16 protein-coding genes are annotated in these 15282 nt (G+C 47.6%); 9 read left to right on the forward strand and 7 right to left on the reverse strand.

Annotated features, from left to right (window positions below; translation table 11 throughout):
• Window positions 1-16 precede the first annotated feature (16 nt).
• On the reverse strand, window positions 17-544 hold the full coding sequence (locus tag ACNI23_RS13270) for a rhodanese-like domain-containing protein (protein WP_420249345.1): 528 nt from the start codon (window positions 542-544) through the stop codon (window positions 17-19).
• A gap of 30 nt (window positions 545-574) precedes the next feature.
• Window positions 575-1045: a MauE/DoxX family redox-associated membrane protein gene (locus ACNI23_RS13275; protein WP_420249347.1), complete on the reverse strand. Its 471-nt coding sequence runs from the start codon at window positions 1043-1045 to the stop codon at window positions 575-577.
• A 205-nt stretch (window positions 1046-1250) separates the two neighbouring features.
• On the opposite strand from ACNI23_RS13275, the gene ACNI23_RS13280 reads away from it, so the two are divergent.
• Together ACNI23_RS13280 and ACNI23_RS13285 are read left to right on the forward strand one after the other, a co-directional pair.
• On the forward strand, window positions 1251-2792 hold the full coding sequence (locus ACNI23_RS13280; RefSeq protein ID WP_420249349.1) for a DEAD/DEAH box helicase: 1542 nt from the start codon (window positions 1251-1253) through the stop codon (window positions 2790-2792).
• 12 nt (window positions 2793-2804) lie between these two features.
• Window positions 2805-3995 (forward strand): pyridoxal phosphate-dependent aminotransferase, encoded by a 1191-nt coding sequence (locus tag ACNI23_RS13285; RefSeq protein ID WP_420249351.1) that lies wholly within the window; start codon window positions 2805-2807, stop codon window positions 3993-3995.
• A 118-nt stretch (window positions 3996-4113) separates the two neighbouring features.
• Here the strand turns inward: ACNI23_RS13285 and ACNI23_RS13290 are convergent, their stop codons facing one another.
• The 4 genes from ACNI23_RS13290 to ACNI23_RS13305 form a co-directional block, all read right to left on the reverse strand.
• A complete protein-coding gene (locus ACNI23_RS13290) occupies window positions 4114-4992 on the reverse strand; it encodes a DUF6268 family outer membrane beta-barrel protein (protein WP_420249353.1) in 879 nt (292 codons plus the stop codon).
• 174 nt (window positions 4993-5166) lie between these two features.
• On the reverse strand, window positions 5167-6465 hold the full coding sequence (locus ACNI23_RS13295; RefSeq protein ID WP_420249355.1) for a sensor histidine kinase: 1299 nt from the start codon (window positions 6463-6465) through the stop codon (window positions 5167-5169).
• Window positions 6455-7144: a response regulator transcription factor gene (locus tag ACNI23_RS13300; RefSeq protein WP_420249357.1), complete on the reverse strand. Its 690-nt coding sequence runs from the start codon at window positions 7142-7144 to the stop codon at window positions 6455-6457. Before ACNI23_RS13300 ends, ACNI23_RS13295 begins: the two co-directional genes overlap by 11 nt.
• Before the next feature lie 143 nt (window positions 7145-7287).
• Window positions 7288-8448 (reverse strand): MFS transporter, encoded by a 1161-nt coding sequence (locus tag ACNI23_RS13305; RefSeq protein ID WP_420249359.1) that lies wholly within the window; start codon window positions 8446-8448, stop codon window positions 7288-7290.
• A 109-nt stretch (window positions 8449-8557) separates the two neighbouring features.
• Here ACNI23_RS13305 and ACNI23_RS13310 point away from each other — a divergent pair, with 109 nt between their 5' ends.
• The 7 genes from ACNI23_RS13310 to ACNI23_RS13340 all read left to right on the forward strand — a co-directional run bounded on the left by ACNI23_RS13310 (window position 8558) and on the right by ACNI23_RS13340 (window position 12295).
• A complete protein-coding gene (locus ACNI23_RS13310) occupies window positions 8558-9274 on the forward strand; it encodes a M48 family metallopeptidase (RefSeq protein WP_420249360.1) in 717 nt (238 codons plus the stop codon).
• Window positions 9275-9393: 119 nt separating this feature from the next.
• Complete coding sequence (locus ACNI23_RS13315) at window positions 9394-9729, forward strand: STAS domain-containing protein (RefSeq protein WP_420249361.1); 336 nt, start codon at window positions 9394-9396, stop codon at window positions 9727-9729.
• A gap of 10 nt (window positions 9730-9739) precedes the next feature.
• On the forward strand, window positions 9740-10516 hold the full coding sequence (locus tag ACNI23_RS13320) for a DsbA family protein (RefSeq protein WP_420249363.1): 777 nt from the start codon (window positions 9740-9742) through the stop codon (window positions 10514-10516).
• Window positions 10517-10656: 140 nt separating this feature from the next.
• Window positions 10657-11169 carry a chemotaxis protein CheD gene (locus ACNI23_RS13325; protein WP_015853282.1) on the forward strand — a complete coding sequence of 171 codons (513 nt, stop codon included), beginning with the start codon at window positions 10657-10659 and terminating at the stop codon, window positions 11167-11169.
• Between the two features lie 32 nt (window positions 11170-11201).
• The gene (gene budA, locus ACNI23_RS13330; RefSeq protein ID WP_420249364.1) at window positions 11202-11999 is read left to right on the forward strand and encodes an acetolactate decarboxylase; all 798 of its coding nucleotides are present in this window, start codon (window positions 11202-11204) and stop codon (window positions 11997-11999) included.
• Window positions 12000-12060: 61 nt separating this feature from the next.
• Complete coding sequence (locus ACNI23_RS13335) at window positions 12061-12189, forward strand: hypothetical protein (protein ID WP_420249366.1); 129 nt, start codon at window positions 12061-12063, stop codon at window positions 12187-12189.
• Complete coding sequence (locus ACNI23_RS13340) at window positions 12164-12295, forward strand: hypothetical protein (protein ID WP_420249368.1); 132 nt, start codon at window positions 12164-12166, stop codon at window positions 12293-12295. Before ACNI23_RS13335 ends, ACNI23_RS13340 begins: the two co-directional genes overlap by 26 nt.
• Window positions 12296-12334: 39 nt before the next feature.
• Here the strand turns inward: ACNI23_RS13340 and uvrA are convergent, their stop codons facing one another.
• The gene (uvrA, locus tag ACNI23_RS13345; RefSeq protein WP_420249369.1) at window positions 12335-15082 is read right to left on the reverse strand and encodes an excinuclease ABC subunit UvrA; all 2748 of its coding nucleotides are present in this window, start codon (window positions 15080-15082) and stop codon (window positions 12335-12337) included.
• Window positions 15083-15282 lie beyond the last annotated feature (200 nt).

Here is a 15282-nt window from a genome sequence, read left to right on the forward strand (position 1 = left end):
ATATACCCAGTCGAAATTATTTTACAGAACCGACAGGGTACTTTGCGCCTTTCCAAGCGAAGATTCCGCCGGGGTATCTTTTTACGTTAGTATAACCGAGCTTTTTAGCCCATGCTGCACCGTTGTGGCTGCGGGTGCATTTTACGAAACCGCAGTAGATTACGATAAGTTTATCTTTATCGGGTCCGAGCATTTCAATGAACTGCTCTTTGGTTTTACCATCGGTTTCCTTAACGTCCCACTCAACCATATCAGGGATGGGGAAGAGGAACTGCTTGGCACCGGGAACGTGCTCTTTCTTGTAGCTTGCTTCATAGGGCATGGTATCAATTATGATCATGTCCTCTTTCTTATCCAGCAGAGCTTTCAGTTCAGGGGTGGTGATAATATCGTAGCCACCGCGCTGTACTTCTTTGAGCAGCTTTACTGCGCCTTTTTCTTTTTCCACTTCCTGCGCGAATTTATCAGAACCGAGACATCCGGTCATTGCAAACATAAGTGCGCACAGAGCCGCAATTACAGAAATATTCCTAACCATCTTCATTCCATCATCCTCCAAATTTCAAATTGATAATTAACGGGCAACAAGCATTGGAACAGACCGGGCGCGATATCCTTTTACCCGACGCAGGAAATACAGATATCCACAGGCTGCAAGCAGAAAAGCATCACGTAGCAAAGCTTCGCGCAGGGAATGGTAGGCTTCGCCTTCCGGGTCATCGGGAGCAAAGCATCCGCAATCAACATCGAGTCCCATGTTGATTCCATGGGCAAGCACCCCCATGAACAGGAGTAGCAAAACCGAGTAAGACGAAAGTGAACCTTTCACATCCCAGATCAGTCCAAAAGCAACGATAATCTCCGCCAGAGGCAACCCAACCGCCGCAACATAATTCAATTGTCCGGGCAGCAACCCATAACCGCTGATGACCGTGGCGAACCCCTGAACATCCATCAGTTTTCCCGCCCCTGCGTACAAAAACACAGCAGCCAGCACACACCTGAGAATGAAATACACCTGTCTGGACATCATCTTTTCAATCATTGCAGCACCCGTTCAAAAAAGTTTGATCTATCTAGAATTACATTCAATTTAATTCCAAGATCAAATAGTTAAACCCAATCACACAACACACTTTCTATCCGTAATGCCGATAGCACTCATTACAGGACAAAATACCCTTTGCAAAATCCGTTAGTTATAGCGTAGTGTTGTACGGATATTTCAAGTTCTAATAGGAAAAACATTTATGACCAATTCAAAAGATGACCAAGCTGCACCCAAAATGCATAACGAAAGCGTTCACGATGAACCGGATAAAATAGTAGAGCCAGAAGAGGCCCTCCCGGAAATCACAATAGACGAACTCCCCCCATCCATACTGAACGCCCTTGATAAAACGGGCTGGGACAAACTCACCCCGGTCCAGTCCAAATCCCTCCCCTACCAGCTATACAATCGAGACCTCATGGTGCAAGCCAAGACCGGCAGCGGAAAAACCGGAGCATTCGTCCTGCCTTTGCTGGAAAAACTCGACCCCAACATTAATTATACACAAGCTCTGATCCTTGTCCCCACACGCGAACTGGCCCGTCAGGTTGAACGCGAAGCTGAAAGAATTTTTGAAGGTTCAGGACTGCGGGTCCTTTCCGTTTACGGCGGTGTCGGTTACGGCCACCAGCGCGAAGAACTGGAAAGAGGCGCACATATGGTAGTAGGTACCCCGGGCAGGATTCTGGACCACCTCCTCAAGCGCACCTTTGACCTTGAAGACCTCGAAACCCTGATTTTTGATGAAGCGGACCGCATGCTGTCCATCGGCTTCTACCCGGACATGCGCGAAGTTAAATCCTACCTGCCGCGCAGACCTATTTCCACCTACATGTTCTCTGCAACTTTCCCGGAACACGTTATCCGTCTCTCCAAAGAGTTCATGTACAAACCGCAGATGCTCAGCCTGAGCAGCAAGCAGGTCCATGTAACAGAAATTGACCACGCCTATTACGAAGTGCCTTCCATGGGCAAGGAACGCCAGCTCATGCGCATCCTTGAAATGGAAAACCCCACCTCGGCCATCATTTTCTGTAACACCAAAGCCAATGTCGAATTCGTATCAGCAGTACTCAACAACTTCGGATTTAATGCCGCAGATCTTACCTCTGACCTTTCTCAGTCCAAACGAGAACGGGTGCTGGCCCAGCTACGTGACGGATCAGTGCGGTTTCTCGTAGCAACTGACATTGCTGCACGCGGCATCGATGTACCGGACCTCTCCCACGTTATTATGTATGAACCGCCGGAAGATAAGGAATCCTACATCCACCGTGCCGGTCGTACAGGACGTGCAGGTTCTTCCGGAGTCGCAATCTCTCTTGTGGACGTAATCCAGAAAATTGAACTGCAACGCATCGCTACTGCCTACAATATAAATTTTGAAGTCCGCGAATTGCCGGATGACAAGCAGGTACTGGAAACAATCAACGAAAGATTGACTACCATCCTTGAAGGCAGATTCCGTTCACGGACAATACTTGAAAGGGAACGCATCGGACGCTATAAAGATCTGGTCCGCCAACTTGCCGAGGATGACGAGCAATGCATCTTAGTGGGCATGCTTCTGGACGAACTCTATCAGAAATCCCTGCACGCCCGAGCAGAGCAACCCCCGGCTCCCAAGCCCAGTCCACAAAGAAAATCCCGCCCCCGCAAAAACAACTACCGGGGCAAGCCGAAAGGCGGACACTACCAGAACAAGGGCCGCAGCGGGAATTCCAATAGCAACCGCAGATAACGGAGAATTGAAATGAAACTTCTTTCAACCCAAGTGGAAGGATACATCGAACGTTCATCCTGGATTCGCAAGATGTTCGAAACAGGCATTGAACTGAAGAAAAAATACGGTGAAGACGCAGTCTGCGACTTTTCACTGGGCAACCCTGACGTTCCTGCACCGGCAGCTGTTGGTGAAGGTCTCAAGGAACTTGCCAAAACCGCAGACAAGCCTTTTGCTTTCGGCTACATGCCCAACTTCGGCTACCCCGCCGTCCGCGAAAAACTCGCTAAAGCTGTTTCAGAAGAGCAGGGTGTAAAAGTATCCGGTTCCGACCTGATCATCACCTGCGGTGCTGCCGGGGCGATCAACGCTCTTTACCGGGCCATTCTCGAACCGGGGGACCAGATTCTCTGCCCCGCTCCCTATTTCGTGGAATACGGTTTCTATGCCCAGAACTCCGGCGGCGAACTGGTTACCGTGCCTTCCAAGCCGCTGACCTTTGAGCTGGACCTCGGCGCCATTGAAGCAGCTATTACCGAAAAGACCCGTGTACTGCTCATCAACTCTCCCAACAACCCCACCGGGGCTGTATACACCAAGGAAGAGCTTGAAGGGCTGGCCGCCGTTCTCAAAAAAGCAAACGAAGGCCGCGAGCGTCCCATCTTCCTCGTTGCTGATGAGCCTTACCGTTTTCTCGCATTTGATGGTGTTGACGTACCCTCCGTCCTGCCGCTCTACCCCTACAGCATTGTGGTAAGTTCTTTTTCCAAGAACCTTTCCCTTGCCGGGGAACGCATCGGCTACGGACTTCTCAACCCGGACATGCCCGAGAAAGAGAAACTCATGGCCGGACTGGTGCTCACCAACCGTATCCTCGGTTTTGTGAACGCACCCGCAGTAGGTCAGAAGCTGCTCGAAAAGGCCCTCGGCTCTCAGGTAGACAAGAACATCTACCTTGAACGCCGCAATGCTATGGATTCCGTGCTTAAAGATGCAGGTTATTCCTACACCATGCCCAAGGGCGCATTCTACTTCTTCCCCGAAGCACCCGGCGGTGACGATGTAAAATTCTGCGCCGCACTGCAGGAAGAAAAAATCCTCGCCGTTCCCGGAACAGGCTTCGGCTTCCCCGGTTATTTCCGCCTCGCTTTCTGCGTAGGAACCGAAGTAATCGAACGCTCCAGAGAAGGATTCAAAAAAGCTATCGAGCCATTTAAATAGCAATATTTGATGCGTTTCGCTCAATAAATCGCAATAAGACGAAAGCCCGTAATATCTCGAAAGATATTACGGGCTTTTTTTTGGTTGAGACACTGTCAAAAAAACGAAATAAAACTGATTAAAATTTATACCTCAAATTAAAGAAAGCTCCGAAAGCAGCTTCCTGATCCTCTGATCCGAACTTATCTCCATTCTTATCAAAGAACTTGGTTTCTCTGGCGAAAACATATTCCGGGCCGATGGATATGGAGCAGTTTTTAATGGGTTTGTAGTCATAGTAGACACCGAACTTCATGCTGCTCGTCTCAATATATCCCGCATCGGAAACAGTGCTGTCATCCTTGAGCCGGTAGGTCTTACCGTCAAAATTGAATGCAGCGCGCAGTGTGGAAGACTTGTCAAAAGAATAGCCAACCTCAGTGGCGGGCATGCCGAGGTTCACGAAATAACCGGAGCCGTCAGCTGCATAGTCAGTATAATTGATACCGAAATACGGCATGGCTGAAACGCGGAGAGAGTTGGCAAAGGCACGCAGACCGATAAGCGCCTTTAAATTATCATTGAAAGAGTAACCGATATGACCACGCAAGGCTCCACCAAATGAATCTTCCATCTGCTCTTCAAATGCGGAAGTCCCGGTAATCCCGGCTCCATAAAACCAATTCTTATTGATTACGCCATTAAGGGTATAACCAACACTGAAACGGTGCAGGGTATTCCATGGATCATCCTGACCGTTTCCGAAATTAAGCTGGCTGACATTGTCCCAAGAATAGTGCTGTCCTTCATAGCTGAAAGAAAATCCGCCGACATTCAATCTCATCTGTCCCCCGGCAATGCTGGAAGAGCCGTCACTGTCCTTGTAGTCGGCATCGGAAAGATACTTCCCGGTAACCCTTACGGATATGGGTTCAAAAAGACTGCCTTCTTCGGCTGCTGCGGTACTGGCACAACAAAGTATTAAAAAGGCAAGTATGATATTGGTAATTTTGGTCATGATAATGCAACTCCTTCTAAACGTATTATTCATTACAGCTAGCAATCGAATAACACCCGCAATGTGAACAACTTGTAATTAACATGTGAAACTTTCAAAAAATAGCAACACGAAGGAGAGAAAACATCTTAATTTTTCTTAAGATGCTACACGATGAAGAACTTATTCGGCAACTTATTCTGTCGAACTAAAATCAATGGAAACAATTGTGCCGCCTTCAGAACGACTGTTTATGAAAAACTGCCAGCCGAACCGATCACATAATCTTTGAACAATGGACAAGCCCAGTCCGAAACCACTGCTGCTTTCACCTTTTACATAAGGTTTTGAAATATCACTCATAACATCAGCAGAAATCCCAATACCTGAATCCTTTACGGTTACATTTGCCCCCTCTATACAGACTTCCACAGAACCGCCCGGAGAAAAATTAAAGGCATTGCAGAGCACATTATTAAGAACAATGGAAAAAGCACGCTCAGGAGCATGGATTGAGGCGCAGTCGTTCATCTCCACAGTCAGATTAATCTTTTTGAGTTCAGCAAGGGGCTGCAAACTGCGCAAAACTCTCTCTGCCGCTTCATTAATATGGAAACATCCTTCCGAAACTTCCTTATTCTCTTCGCGGGCTATCCAGAGCAGGGTTTCAATTGTTTCTTCCATATCCTTTACTGAACGTTCTATACGCCCCAAAGGTTTTTGCATCTCAGGACTTTTAGATGAAGGGGAGAGCCGGATTAACTCCAGAGCACCTTTAATCACACTTAACGGGGTGCGTAATTCATGGCTGACATCTCTGGTAAAATCCTTTTCACGCTTAATAAACATCCGCACTCTTTTAAATGAATTCTGGATATTTGAGGCAAGAAGGCCGATTTCATCATTTCGTATGGATTCAGTAAAATCTCTATCCAAGTCATCAGGGCCGTAAGACTTTAATTTTGCAGTTAGTGAATCGAGAGGATGGAAAATAATTTTACCTACAAAGAGGGCCAGTAATATTCCCAAAGTAGAGGTGTAGACAAAATAAAGAAAGAGAATACTTGAGTAGCTCAGAGAGCAGGTATGTTCAGTAATAACACGACTGGCATCATAGATAAGATACAAACGCCGAAAACCCTCAGGATATGTCTGGACCAACACATTGTGATCATCCGGCCCCGGTATGGACCTAGTCCCGCTGGTTTCATAAATGCCATCCGGCACCACCGGAAGTTTTTGCTTGAACTCACTGCTTAACTGTTCGGGATCATTAAACGCCTGCAAGTTAAGCATTTGCGGCAACGGGGCATTCCGATCTGCGATGTATCGTTTGAAATAATCTTCAGCCTCATTCCGCAAGATATTGTTGATAACCTCGTCTTCGGTTACCCGCGCTATCCCGTACTGAGCCCAGCCGTACAATCCCAGCATAATGACCAAAGAAACGCTGTAAGATACAATCGCCTTAAAGCGTAAACTATTAATCTTCATTGTTCCCGGCCAACTTAAATCCTATCCCGTAAACGGTTTGTATCATAGGGTACGAAAACCCCTTATCCACTTTGCAACGCAGCTTATAGATATGACTACGCAACGAATCACTGTCCGGTGGATCTTCGCCCCAGAGCGAAAACTCGGCGTCCTTCCGGGGCACTACATTAGGGTAGGCCTCCATAAGAAGCCGTAAAAGCTGAAAACAGGCCCGATTAAGTTTAATGGGAACCCCCTCCCTTGTTACAGCCATGCGCCCTGTATCCATAACCAAAGTCCCGACACTTAACGAAGACGCCCCTCTCCCCTTGTTACGAGCGGTAATTGCATTCAGCCTTGCAACTAATTCTTCCAAAGCAAAAGGCTTAACCAGATAGTCATCCACTCCGGCATCAAAACCTGAAAGCTTATCCTGCAATGTATCCAAAGCGGTAAGCATCAAAATAGCAGGCTGGGCAACGGAAGCCTTGCGAAGCCGTGAACAGACTTCAAGCCCGTCCATCCCCGGCAGCATCACATCCAATACAATGGCATCATAATTATCAGTAACAGACAGATGCAATCCTGCGACACCATCCGCAGCGTAATCAACCACGTGGCCGCACGATTCCAGATAATCACATATATTTTCAGCAAGATCATGATGATCTTCTACAACCAGCACTTTTAATGGCGGCATGGAACAACCTCATTTCACAATAAGTAAAGCTACAACTGTAGATTAAAACCATTCTTCTCATATCCGGCAGCACCGGAAAAAGCGAGAAATAGCCGTTAATCTAAGCTTATTTTTGTGAAATATATGTGAACACCTTATCCGTCCTAATCTGTCCGTCCCTTCAAACGCAATTCGCGGTCCACAAACTGGCTGAGTACAAGGGAAATCAAGGACATTCCTGCTGCACCGAGGAAGACAATGCGGTAGTCCTGCATCCAGGCAATACCGCCCAGCACGGGCACGAAAACAGCCGCGATATGGTTGATGGTGAAGCTGACCGCCATGGAAGGGGCAATGTCCGGTTTATCGGCAATTTTCTGGAAAAAAGTCTTGATGGCCATGGTGAAGTTGAAGAAAATATTATCCAGAATATAGAGTAAAGCACCTACCAGTGGACTGTCGGTATAGGCATAAGCCGTGAAGATAAGAAACAGGCTGGCGTACTCAAGGGTCAGCACCTTGCGTTCACCGAACTTGTTCACCGACTTGGCAATGATCGGGTTGACGAAATAGTTGATCACGTTGTTCACCACAAAAAGAATGGCGATGTGCTGCAAGGAAAAACCGAACTTCTTAACCAGCAGAAAGACCGCAAAAGCCACAAAAATCTGCCTGCGCGCCCCGGCGATAAAAGTTAAAGCGTAGAAAAGCCAGTACTTGGAACGGAAAATCATTTTCTTGTGCTGTGGCGGCAGGTCCGGGGATGAAGGATCACGGGTCAGACAATAGAGTCCGGCCACCACCGCAATCATGCCTGCTCCAAAGAAAATCTCAGAATACCCCATGAAACCGGAAATCGAGATAACAACCACACCCACACAAATATTGGTCGCTGCGGCAAGGCTGCGCAAACGCCCCATCACCAGCGGAGCTTCTGTGTAGCCGAAATACTGCAGGGTCAGGGACTGGTTCAGGGTCTCGTAATAGTGAAAGCCGAAGGACATAACCAGAGTAGTAAAAGCCAGCCCTGCAAAGGAAGGCATGAATCCGGTTATGCTGACACCAACACCCATGATGATTACAGAAAGTGCGGCCAGACGGTGCTCCTTGATGAACATGAGCACGTAGATTACAAGCAAAGCAAGAAAACCCGGTATTTCACGGATGGAGCCAAGCATACCGAACTGACCGCCGTCCAGCCCGGCCACTTCAACCGCAAAGTTGTTCAGCAGGGTTCTCCAGCCCTGAAAACCGACAGTGGTAGCAATAGTCAGCACCAGCAGAAATATATACATCTTACGGGAAGTGAAGCTTTTTGTAGGCACGATGGAATCCTTAAAATGGTGAGATTATGATAAACGGATGCATTCAGTAAGGACGGAAAAAGTAATCCCGCGTCCGACATAAAACAAGTCAAAATTTAGCAGGAACGATATGGCAGATTTTCCTCTCCCGTATACAGTGCGGGTCAGCCCAAGGGCAAAAAACATAATTATCAAATTAATCCCGGACAAGGGAATAGAAGTAGTACTCCCAAAGGGAACCAACCGCAGAGATGTTCCCTACTTTCTGGAGAAACGCCGGGGATGGATAGAGCACAATATCCGTAAGCTGGAAAAAAAAGGCTTGTCCTTGAACCCGCCGGAGCTGGTCCTTCCCGATGAAATATGCTTTGCCGCCAGCGGGAAAGTATTCACGGTACGAAGGGTTGAAAACCGTAAACCCGGCCTGCGCATGCGCCGCAATGTGGATAAGCTGCTCTTGAGCGGTAATGACTGGTCACCGGAAGAAGAACTGAAGGTACTGACCCGTTTTGTACGCAGCGAAGCCCGCGATTTCCTTGTACCGGAACTGAAAGAACTTTCTGAAGAACTGAATCTGCCCTTCAGCAAAGTCTTCATCCGTGCCCAGCGCAAACGCTGGGGCAGCTGCTCCGCCAAAGGCAACATCAACCTGAACATGAAACTCATGTTCCTGCCCTACCGCCTAGCACGCTATGTGCTAATTCATGAACTCTGCCACACAGTGCACCTGAACCATTCCGCTAAATACTGGCGACTGGTAAAAATGGTCGAGCCTGATGTGGACAAACTGGAAAGGGAACTTTCCGAAGCAGGAAGACTGGTCCCGACATGGATTAACTTCCAATGAGACGAGAGCCAATAAAACGTCTTCCCCTTTACAAACCGTCACAAATGAATGAAGTTTATACTTTAATAACTTCTCAGCTACGAGCATAGCCATATAGCTATATATCTTAAGGAATCACGATGGAAATCAGCAGCAAAAAAGTCGGCAACGTATTGATCATAGCCATAAATGGCCGCCTTGACGCCCTTACCTCCAGCAAACTGGAAAGCAAAATGTGCGAGTTCATAAGTTCCGGTGAAAACAAAATTGTCATAGATCTCGGTGAGCTGGAATACATTTCAAGTGCAGGACTCCGGGCCATACTTTTTTGCGCCAAAAAGCTTAAGGCAACAGAAGGTGACATCGCCTTCGCGAATATAACCGGGATGATAAGTGAAGTCTTTGAGATTTCCGGATTCGGAACCATGTTCAATATATACAGTTCCGCCCTTACTGCTGCGGAAAAAATATCATGAGGTGCCTAAGATGCTACGCTCAGCCCTGACTCTTCTGCTGACTTCGACAATATTTTTTTATGCACAAATCTGCGGGGCAGAAACATCGCGGACTGTCAGCAAAGAAGAGGTCCGCCAAATTCTGAAGAACAACCCCGAAGTCATTTTCGAAGCTCTACAGGGACACGAAGAACAACTTTATGATCTTTTACAGGTCGGACTGGAAAAAAAGAACAAATCACGGATCAGGGAAGGCAGGCTCAAGCAACTTAAAAACCCCAAAATAGCAGCTCTTCAACCCGACCGTCCGGTATGGGGTTCTCCCAATGGAAAAATCAATATTATTGTTTTTTCAGACTTCCAAAGCGCAACCAGTGCCAAGGCCGACAGCATAGTTCATGAACTGATAGAAAAACATCCTGAAATCAGCTACCGCTTCCGTCATAATCCTCTTGGACTGCATAAAATGTCGCTTCCGGCAGCAAGATACTACGAGGCCCTTGCCCTTCAGGATCAGGCTAAGGCCAAAAAACTTAACCGACTGATCTTAAAAAACAGATTGGCAATTAAAAAAAGTGGAATAAAAAAACTTGATAAGCTGGCAGAAAATTGCGGTGCGGACATGAAACAATTGCACCGGGACTTGAATTCCCCGCAAGTAAAAGCGCGTATTGACGGAGACCGCAAGGAAGCACGCAAGCTTGGCCTGACGGCCTCACCTGTCTTTCTCGTTAACGGGGTTACTGTCACCGGAGCTGCTCCCCTTGAAGAGTTTGAAGAAGTTCTCCGGATGATCCGAGACAATTAAGTTATTTATAATAGAGAGTTCGCTCTTTATTTTTTAAGTTGCGCAAAGCGGAAGAGCACAAAAGACTGGGCAGCAACACGATAGTGATATATTATCATAAGCCCTGTTAAAATTTCCAAATCGCGGACAACATGAACACAATGCCACAAAATCAATCTGATATACGCCGAGTATTCCTGCACACCGGAGATGCATATCTCGGAGTTAAACCGACAATTGTTTCCACCGTACTCGGGTCCTGTGTGGCAATATCCATGTTTTCTCCCCGCAAAAGACAAGGCATTATCTGCCACGCATTCCTACCCTCGCGTGCTGAAATTAAGGATGTAAACGAGCCGTCAATTCAGATTTGCAGATATGTGGACACAGCCGTAGACCATTTGCTAAAGAGTATGAGACGCTTGGGGGTCAGGAAAAACGAGCTTGAAGTAAAACTGTTCGGTGGAGCAACCGGGTTGAGTTATTCTCAGGTAAGGCCGTCATGCGCTCTGGGTATCGGAAACAGAAATGTTGATGCCGCACTTGAAAATTTAGAAGCAAAAGGACTCAAGCCTGTAAGCATGGATGTAGGCGGAAATGTAGGCAGAAAACTTCTTTTCTGCACCTACTCCGGAGACGTCTGGATCAAGCGGCTTGAAAAACATATGTTCTAGCCTTATAAACGGCCACTATCTGCAAGAATAAAATGAAGTTCTCTAACAAGCTGTATTCATTTCTTTTACTGTTCACTCTTTTTCTTTTCAGCCTACCCGGAGCATCCTGTGCCGGCGATTCCATCTACCAATATTCGATTATTGATTCCCTGCTTGCGGGCAATTATGATGGAGAACTAACTGTCGGCACCCTTAAAAACCACGGGGATACCGGACTGGGTACATTTAACCGACTTGATGGGGAAATGGTCTTCCTTGATGGTGAGGTTTACAAGATTAATGCCCACGGCGAAGCTATTAAAATGGATGATGGCGAACGCACTCCTTTTGCTGCTGCGGCCTTTTTCAAGACAGGAAAAATAATCAAGCTCGATTCCGTTAACACCCTTAAAGAGTTAAATCACAGAATTTCAAACTCGCTCGACTCAGAAAATCTTTTCTACATCATCCGTATTGATGGAAAATTCCGTAAAATACGTACCCGCAGCGTTCCAGCTCAGCAGAAACCTTATCCTCCGCTGAAAGAAGTGGTTAAGGATCAGAGCATCTTCGCTTTCAAGGACGTAACCGGAACCTTGATCGGTATTAAGAGCCCGTCTTATGTCAAAGGGATTGGTGTACCGGGGTTCCATTGGCACTTCATTACCGAGGAACGGACCTCCGGGGGACATGTCCTGAACTGCATTTTCAACAATCTGGCCGCCAAGGTAGGAACATACAGCGAATTCCATCTTCAGCTTCCAGAAAATAAAAGCTTCTTAGACTCCAAATTTGAGAAAGACAGACAAAAAGAATTAAAAGAAGTGGAAAAAGATTCAGAGAAGAAGTAACATTAATCAAAGTCCAACAATTCCATTTCCTAACTGAATCATATTGTCCGGGAGATATATTATGAGTGACCGAATTCTCGTACAGGTAGATGAAGATCTTGAAGCCATCATGGACCGATATCTGGAAATCAGGCAAAAAGAGCTTGTTGAACTTGAAGAGGCAGTTGACCAGACTGGGGACACTGATTGAAGACAAAGCCATGGTTGAAGACATGTCCGATGTACCGGACTATACCGCAGAAATCAGGCATTTCCTGACCAATCTGGACATAGAATACATCGAAGTAGATGAATAAAAACAAGGCCGGAAGGATTATCCCTCCGGCCTTTCAAATTTAAATCAGGAACTTTCCGGTAACTGAGTTCGGGTTGGCAATAATCTCTTCAGGGGTACCTTGAGCAACAATCTGCCCACCGGATTCCCCTCCTCCGGGGCCTAAATCAAAGACATAGTCAGAAGCACGAATCACATCAGTATTATGCTCGATAACGATTACTGTTGCCCCTTTTTCAACCAACTGCTGCAAAACCTTGATCAGCTTGCCGACCTCATGCATATGCAATCCGGTAGTAGGCTCATCAAGGATGTACAGTGTTCCGGGCAGACTGCGCTTACCAAGCTCGCGTGAAATCTTGATCCGCTGAGCTTCACCGCCTGAAAGGGTAGTCGCTGGCTGCCCCAGTTGCAGATACTCAAGGCCGACCTGCTCCAAGACTTCCAGCCTGCGTTTGAGGGTCGGATGATTCTCAAAGAATGCCTTGGATTGACGCACGGTCAGGTCAAGCACTTCGGCAATATTCTTGCCCTTGTAATCCACTTCCAGAGTCTGGCTGTTGTAACGTTTGCCCTTGCAGACATCACAGGTCACGTAAACATCGGGCAGGAAATGCATTTCCACCCTGATCTGACCGTCACCGCGGCATGCTTCGCAACGTCCGCCGCGCACGTTAAAACTGAAACGTCCGGGCTTGTAGCCACGCTTCTTGGCTTCCTTAGTAGCGCAAAAAATCTTGCGGATTTCATCAAAAATCTTGGTGTAAGTGGCCGGGTTGGAGCGCGGGGTCCTCCCGATGGGAGACTGGTCAATGGAGATAACTTTCTCCACTTTCTCGATCCCTTCAATTCCTGCAATACGTCCGGGCTGATCCACTTTCACACCGCGCGAAAGGGCGATATGCTTGTACATGGAATCCACAACCAGTGAACTCTTGCCCGAACCGGAAACCCCGGTAAAGCAGCAGAGCACACCCAGCGGTATATCAACATCAAGGTTCTTGAGGTTGTTGGTCTTAACACCCTTAAGCTTAATCCAATCTTCGGGAATACGCCGCTCTTCAGGCTTATCCAAGGCAAGTTCGCCACGCAAATACTTGGCGGTCAAAGTCTGAGCCTTACCAAGAAGCTGTTTCACGCTGCCCTGAAAAACAATCTCCCCGCCGAGCATCCCCGATCCGGGACCGATTTCAATAACATGGTCAGCATTGCGAATGGTGGATTCATCATGTTCCACCACCAGCACGGTATTGCCACGGGACTGCAAGGAACGCAGGGTCTTGATCAAACGCTCGTTATCACGCGGGTGCAGTCCGATTGAAGGTTCATCAAGCACGTAGGTAACACCAACCAGCCCGGAACCAAGCTGACCTGCCAATCTGATACGCTGCGCCTCCCCGCCGGAAAGAGTCGCCATGTTCCGTCCAAGGTTGAGATAATCAAGGCCGACATTGACCATGAAACCCAAGCGATGGGTCAGCTCTTTAAGGAGCGGTTCAGCAATGAGCAGTTCATGACCGGAAAACTCAAGTCCTTCCAGCCAGTCCAAGGCCCGTTTGATGGACATGGAGCAGAATTCAAAAATTGAAACAGAGTTCACTTTAACAGCTAATGACTCAGGACGGAGTCTTGCACCTTCACAGGCAGGACAGGGCCGAGACTGTCTGAAACGGGAAAGCTCATCACGCCAGATACGCCCGAGATTATGCCCCACTTCAAGCAGGTCAACCACACCTTCCCAGCCCAATTCCTTGTCGCCGTAAAACAGGGCCTTATGTGCGTCAGCAGAAAATTCTGCGAGCGGAGTATCTACTTTAAAACCATGTTTCTTGCCCAGCGCCCGGAAATCCTTTTCATAACGTTCGAACATCTTCGGGGATTTCCACGGGATGACCGCTCCGGTCTTCAATGAGAGGCCCTTGTTGGGTGCCAGAAGTTCCGGCTCGTAATATTCAACGCTGCCGATACCGGAACAGAGCGTACAGGCTCCCTGCGGACTGTTAAACGAAAAAAGCTGCGGGGAAAGTTTAGGCATGCTGATCTTGCATGACGGACAGGTGGACATGGTTGAAAGGTAGACATCCTCGCCGCCAATAATGGAAACCACGATGGATTCATCCCCGTAGCGCAGGGCCAGTTCAAGGGAGTCGCCAAGGCGCTTCTTCATATCACCCTTGATGACAAGACGGTCCACCACCAGATCCACATTGTGCTTCTTGTTCTTCTCAAGGTCCGGCACATCGTCAATGGTATAAACCTCACCGTCCACGCGCACACGAACGAAGCCTTCTTTTTTCAGCTTCTTAAACAGGTCCTTGTGGGTGCCCTTCTGGTGATCCACCAATGGTGCCAGCAGCATAAATTTTGTGCCTTCCCCGAAAGACATGATCCGTTCCAGAATCTCATCCGAAGTCTGGGCCTCAATAGGAATGCCGCATTCAGGACAATGGAATTTACCCAGCCGTGCAAAGAAAACACGCAAAAAGTCGTAAATCTCGGTCACAGTACCAACTGTTGAACGCGGGTTACGTGAAGTGGATTGCTGCTCCAGCGAGATTGCCGGGGAAAGTCCCTCAATCTTATCAACCTGCGGTTTGTCCAACTGCGGCAGGAATTGACGGGCATAAGCGGAAAGTGATTCCACGTAACGCCGCTGCCCTTCGGCATAGACAATGTCGAAAGAAAGGGTTGATTTACCGGACCCCGAAGGACCGCAGACCACCACCAGTTGATCACGCGGAATATCAAGGTTCAAATTCTTAAGGTTGTGCTGACGCGCACCTTCAATATGGATACATTTTTTATTCATGATAAGAGGCTGATTTGATGCGCTTCGCGCTTTAAGTTTATTAAAATTTACCTCTTCCGGCTTAACCCCTCTCCGTAAAAAGAGTTTAAGGACCCTGCAAATCCACATAAAAGCGGACTTAAAAATTGCCTTGAAAACAACGATCCGAAAGGGTGGACATCTGAAAGAGGCAAATCAAAACCTTTTATTAGGTCTTCGCT

The organism is Maridesulfovibrio pacificus (SeqCode), from assembly GCF_048612815.1.
Lineage (GTDB): Bacteria > Desulfobacterota > Desulfovibrionia > Desulfovibrionales > Desulfovibrionaceae > Maridesulfovibrio > Maridesulfovibrio pacificus.

What these genes read in the sequence shown, in the direction of transcription:
- ACNI23_RS13315 (WP_420249361.1), top strand. Translation starts at nt 9,394, where the DNA reads ATGGAAATCAGCAGCAAAAAAGTCGGCAACGTATTGATCATAGCCATA.
- ACNI23_RS13320 (WP_420249363.1), top strand. Translation starts at nt 9,740, where the DNA reads ATGCTACGCTCAGCCCTGACTCTTCTGCTGACTTCGACAATATTTTTT.
- ACNI23_RS13285 (WP_420249351.1), top strand. Translation starts at nt 2,805, where the DNA reads ATGAAACTTCTTTCAACCCAAGTGGAAGGATACATCGAACGTTCATCC.
- ACNI23_RS13290 (WP_420249353.1), bottom strand. Translation starts at nt 4,992, where the DNA reads ATGACCAAAATTACCAATATCATACTTGCCTTTTTAATACTTTGTTGT.
- uvrA (WP_420249369.1), bottom strand. Translation starts at nt 15,082, where the DNA reads ATGAATAAAAAATGTATCCATATTGAAGGTGCGCGTCAGCACAACCTT.
- ACNI23_RS13325 (WP_015853282.1), top strand. Translation starts at nt 10,657, where the DNA reads ATGCCACAAAATCAATCTGATATACGCCGAGTATTCCTGCACACCGGA.
- ACNI23_RS13295 (WP_420249355.1), bottom strand. Translation starts at nt 6,465, where the DNA reads ATGAAGATTAATAGTTTACGCTTTAAGGCGATTGTATCTTACAGCGTT.
- ACNI23_RS13300 (WP_420249357.1), bottom strand. Translation starts at nt 7,144, where the DNA reads ATGCCGCCATTAAAAGTGCTGGTTGTAGAAGATCATCATGATCTTGCT.
- ACNI23_RS13280 (WP_420249349.1), top strand. Translation starts at nt 1,251, where the DNA reads ATGACCAATTCAAAAGATGACCAAGCTGCACCCAAAATGCATAACGAA.
- ACNI23_RS13275 (WP_420249347.1), bottom strand. Translation starts at nt 1,045, where the DNA reads ATGATTGAAAAGATGATGTCCAGACAGGTGTATTTCATTCTCAGGTGT.
- ACNI23_RS13335 (WP_420249366.1), top strand. Translation starts at nt 12,061, where the DNA reads ATGAGTGACCGAATTCTCGTACAGGTAGATGAAGATCTTGAAGCCATC.
- budA (WP_420249364.1), top strand. Translation starts at nt 11,202, where the DNA reads ATGAAGTTCTCTAACAAGCTGTATTCATTTCTTTTACTGTTCACTCTT.
- ACNI23_RS13270 (WP_420249345.1), bottom strand. Translation starts at nt 544, where the DNA reads ATGAAGATGGTTAGGAATATTTCTGTAATTGCGGCTCTGTGCGCACTT.
- ACNI23_RS13310 (WP_420249360.1), top strand. Translation starts at nt 8,558, where the DNA reads ATGGCAGATTTTCCTCTCCCGTATACAGTGCGGGTCAGCCCAAGGGCA.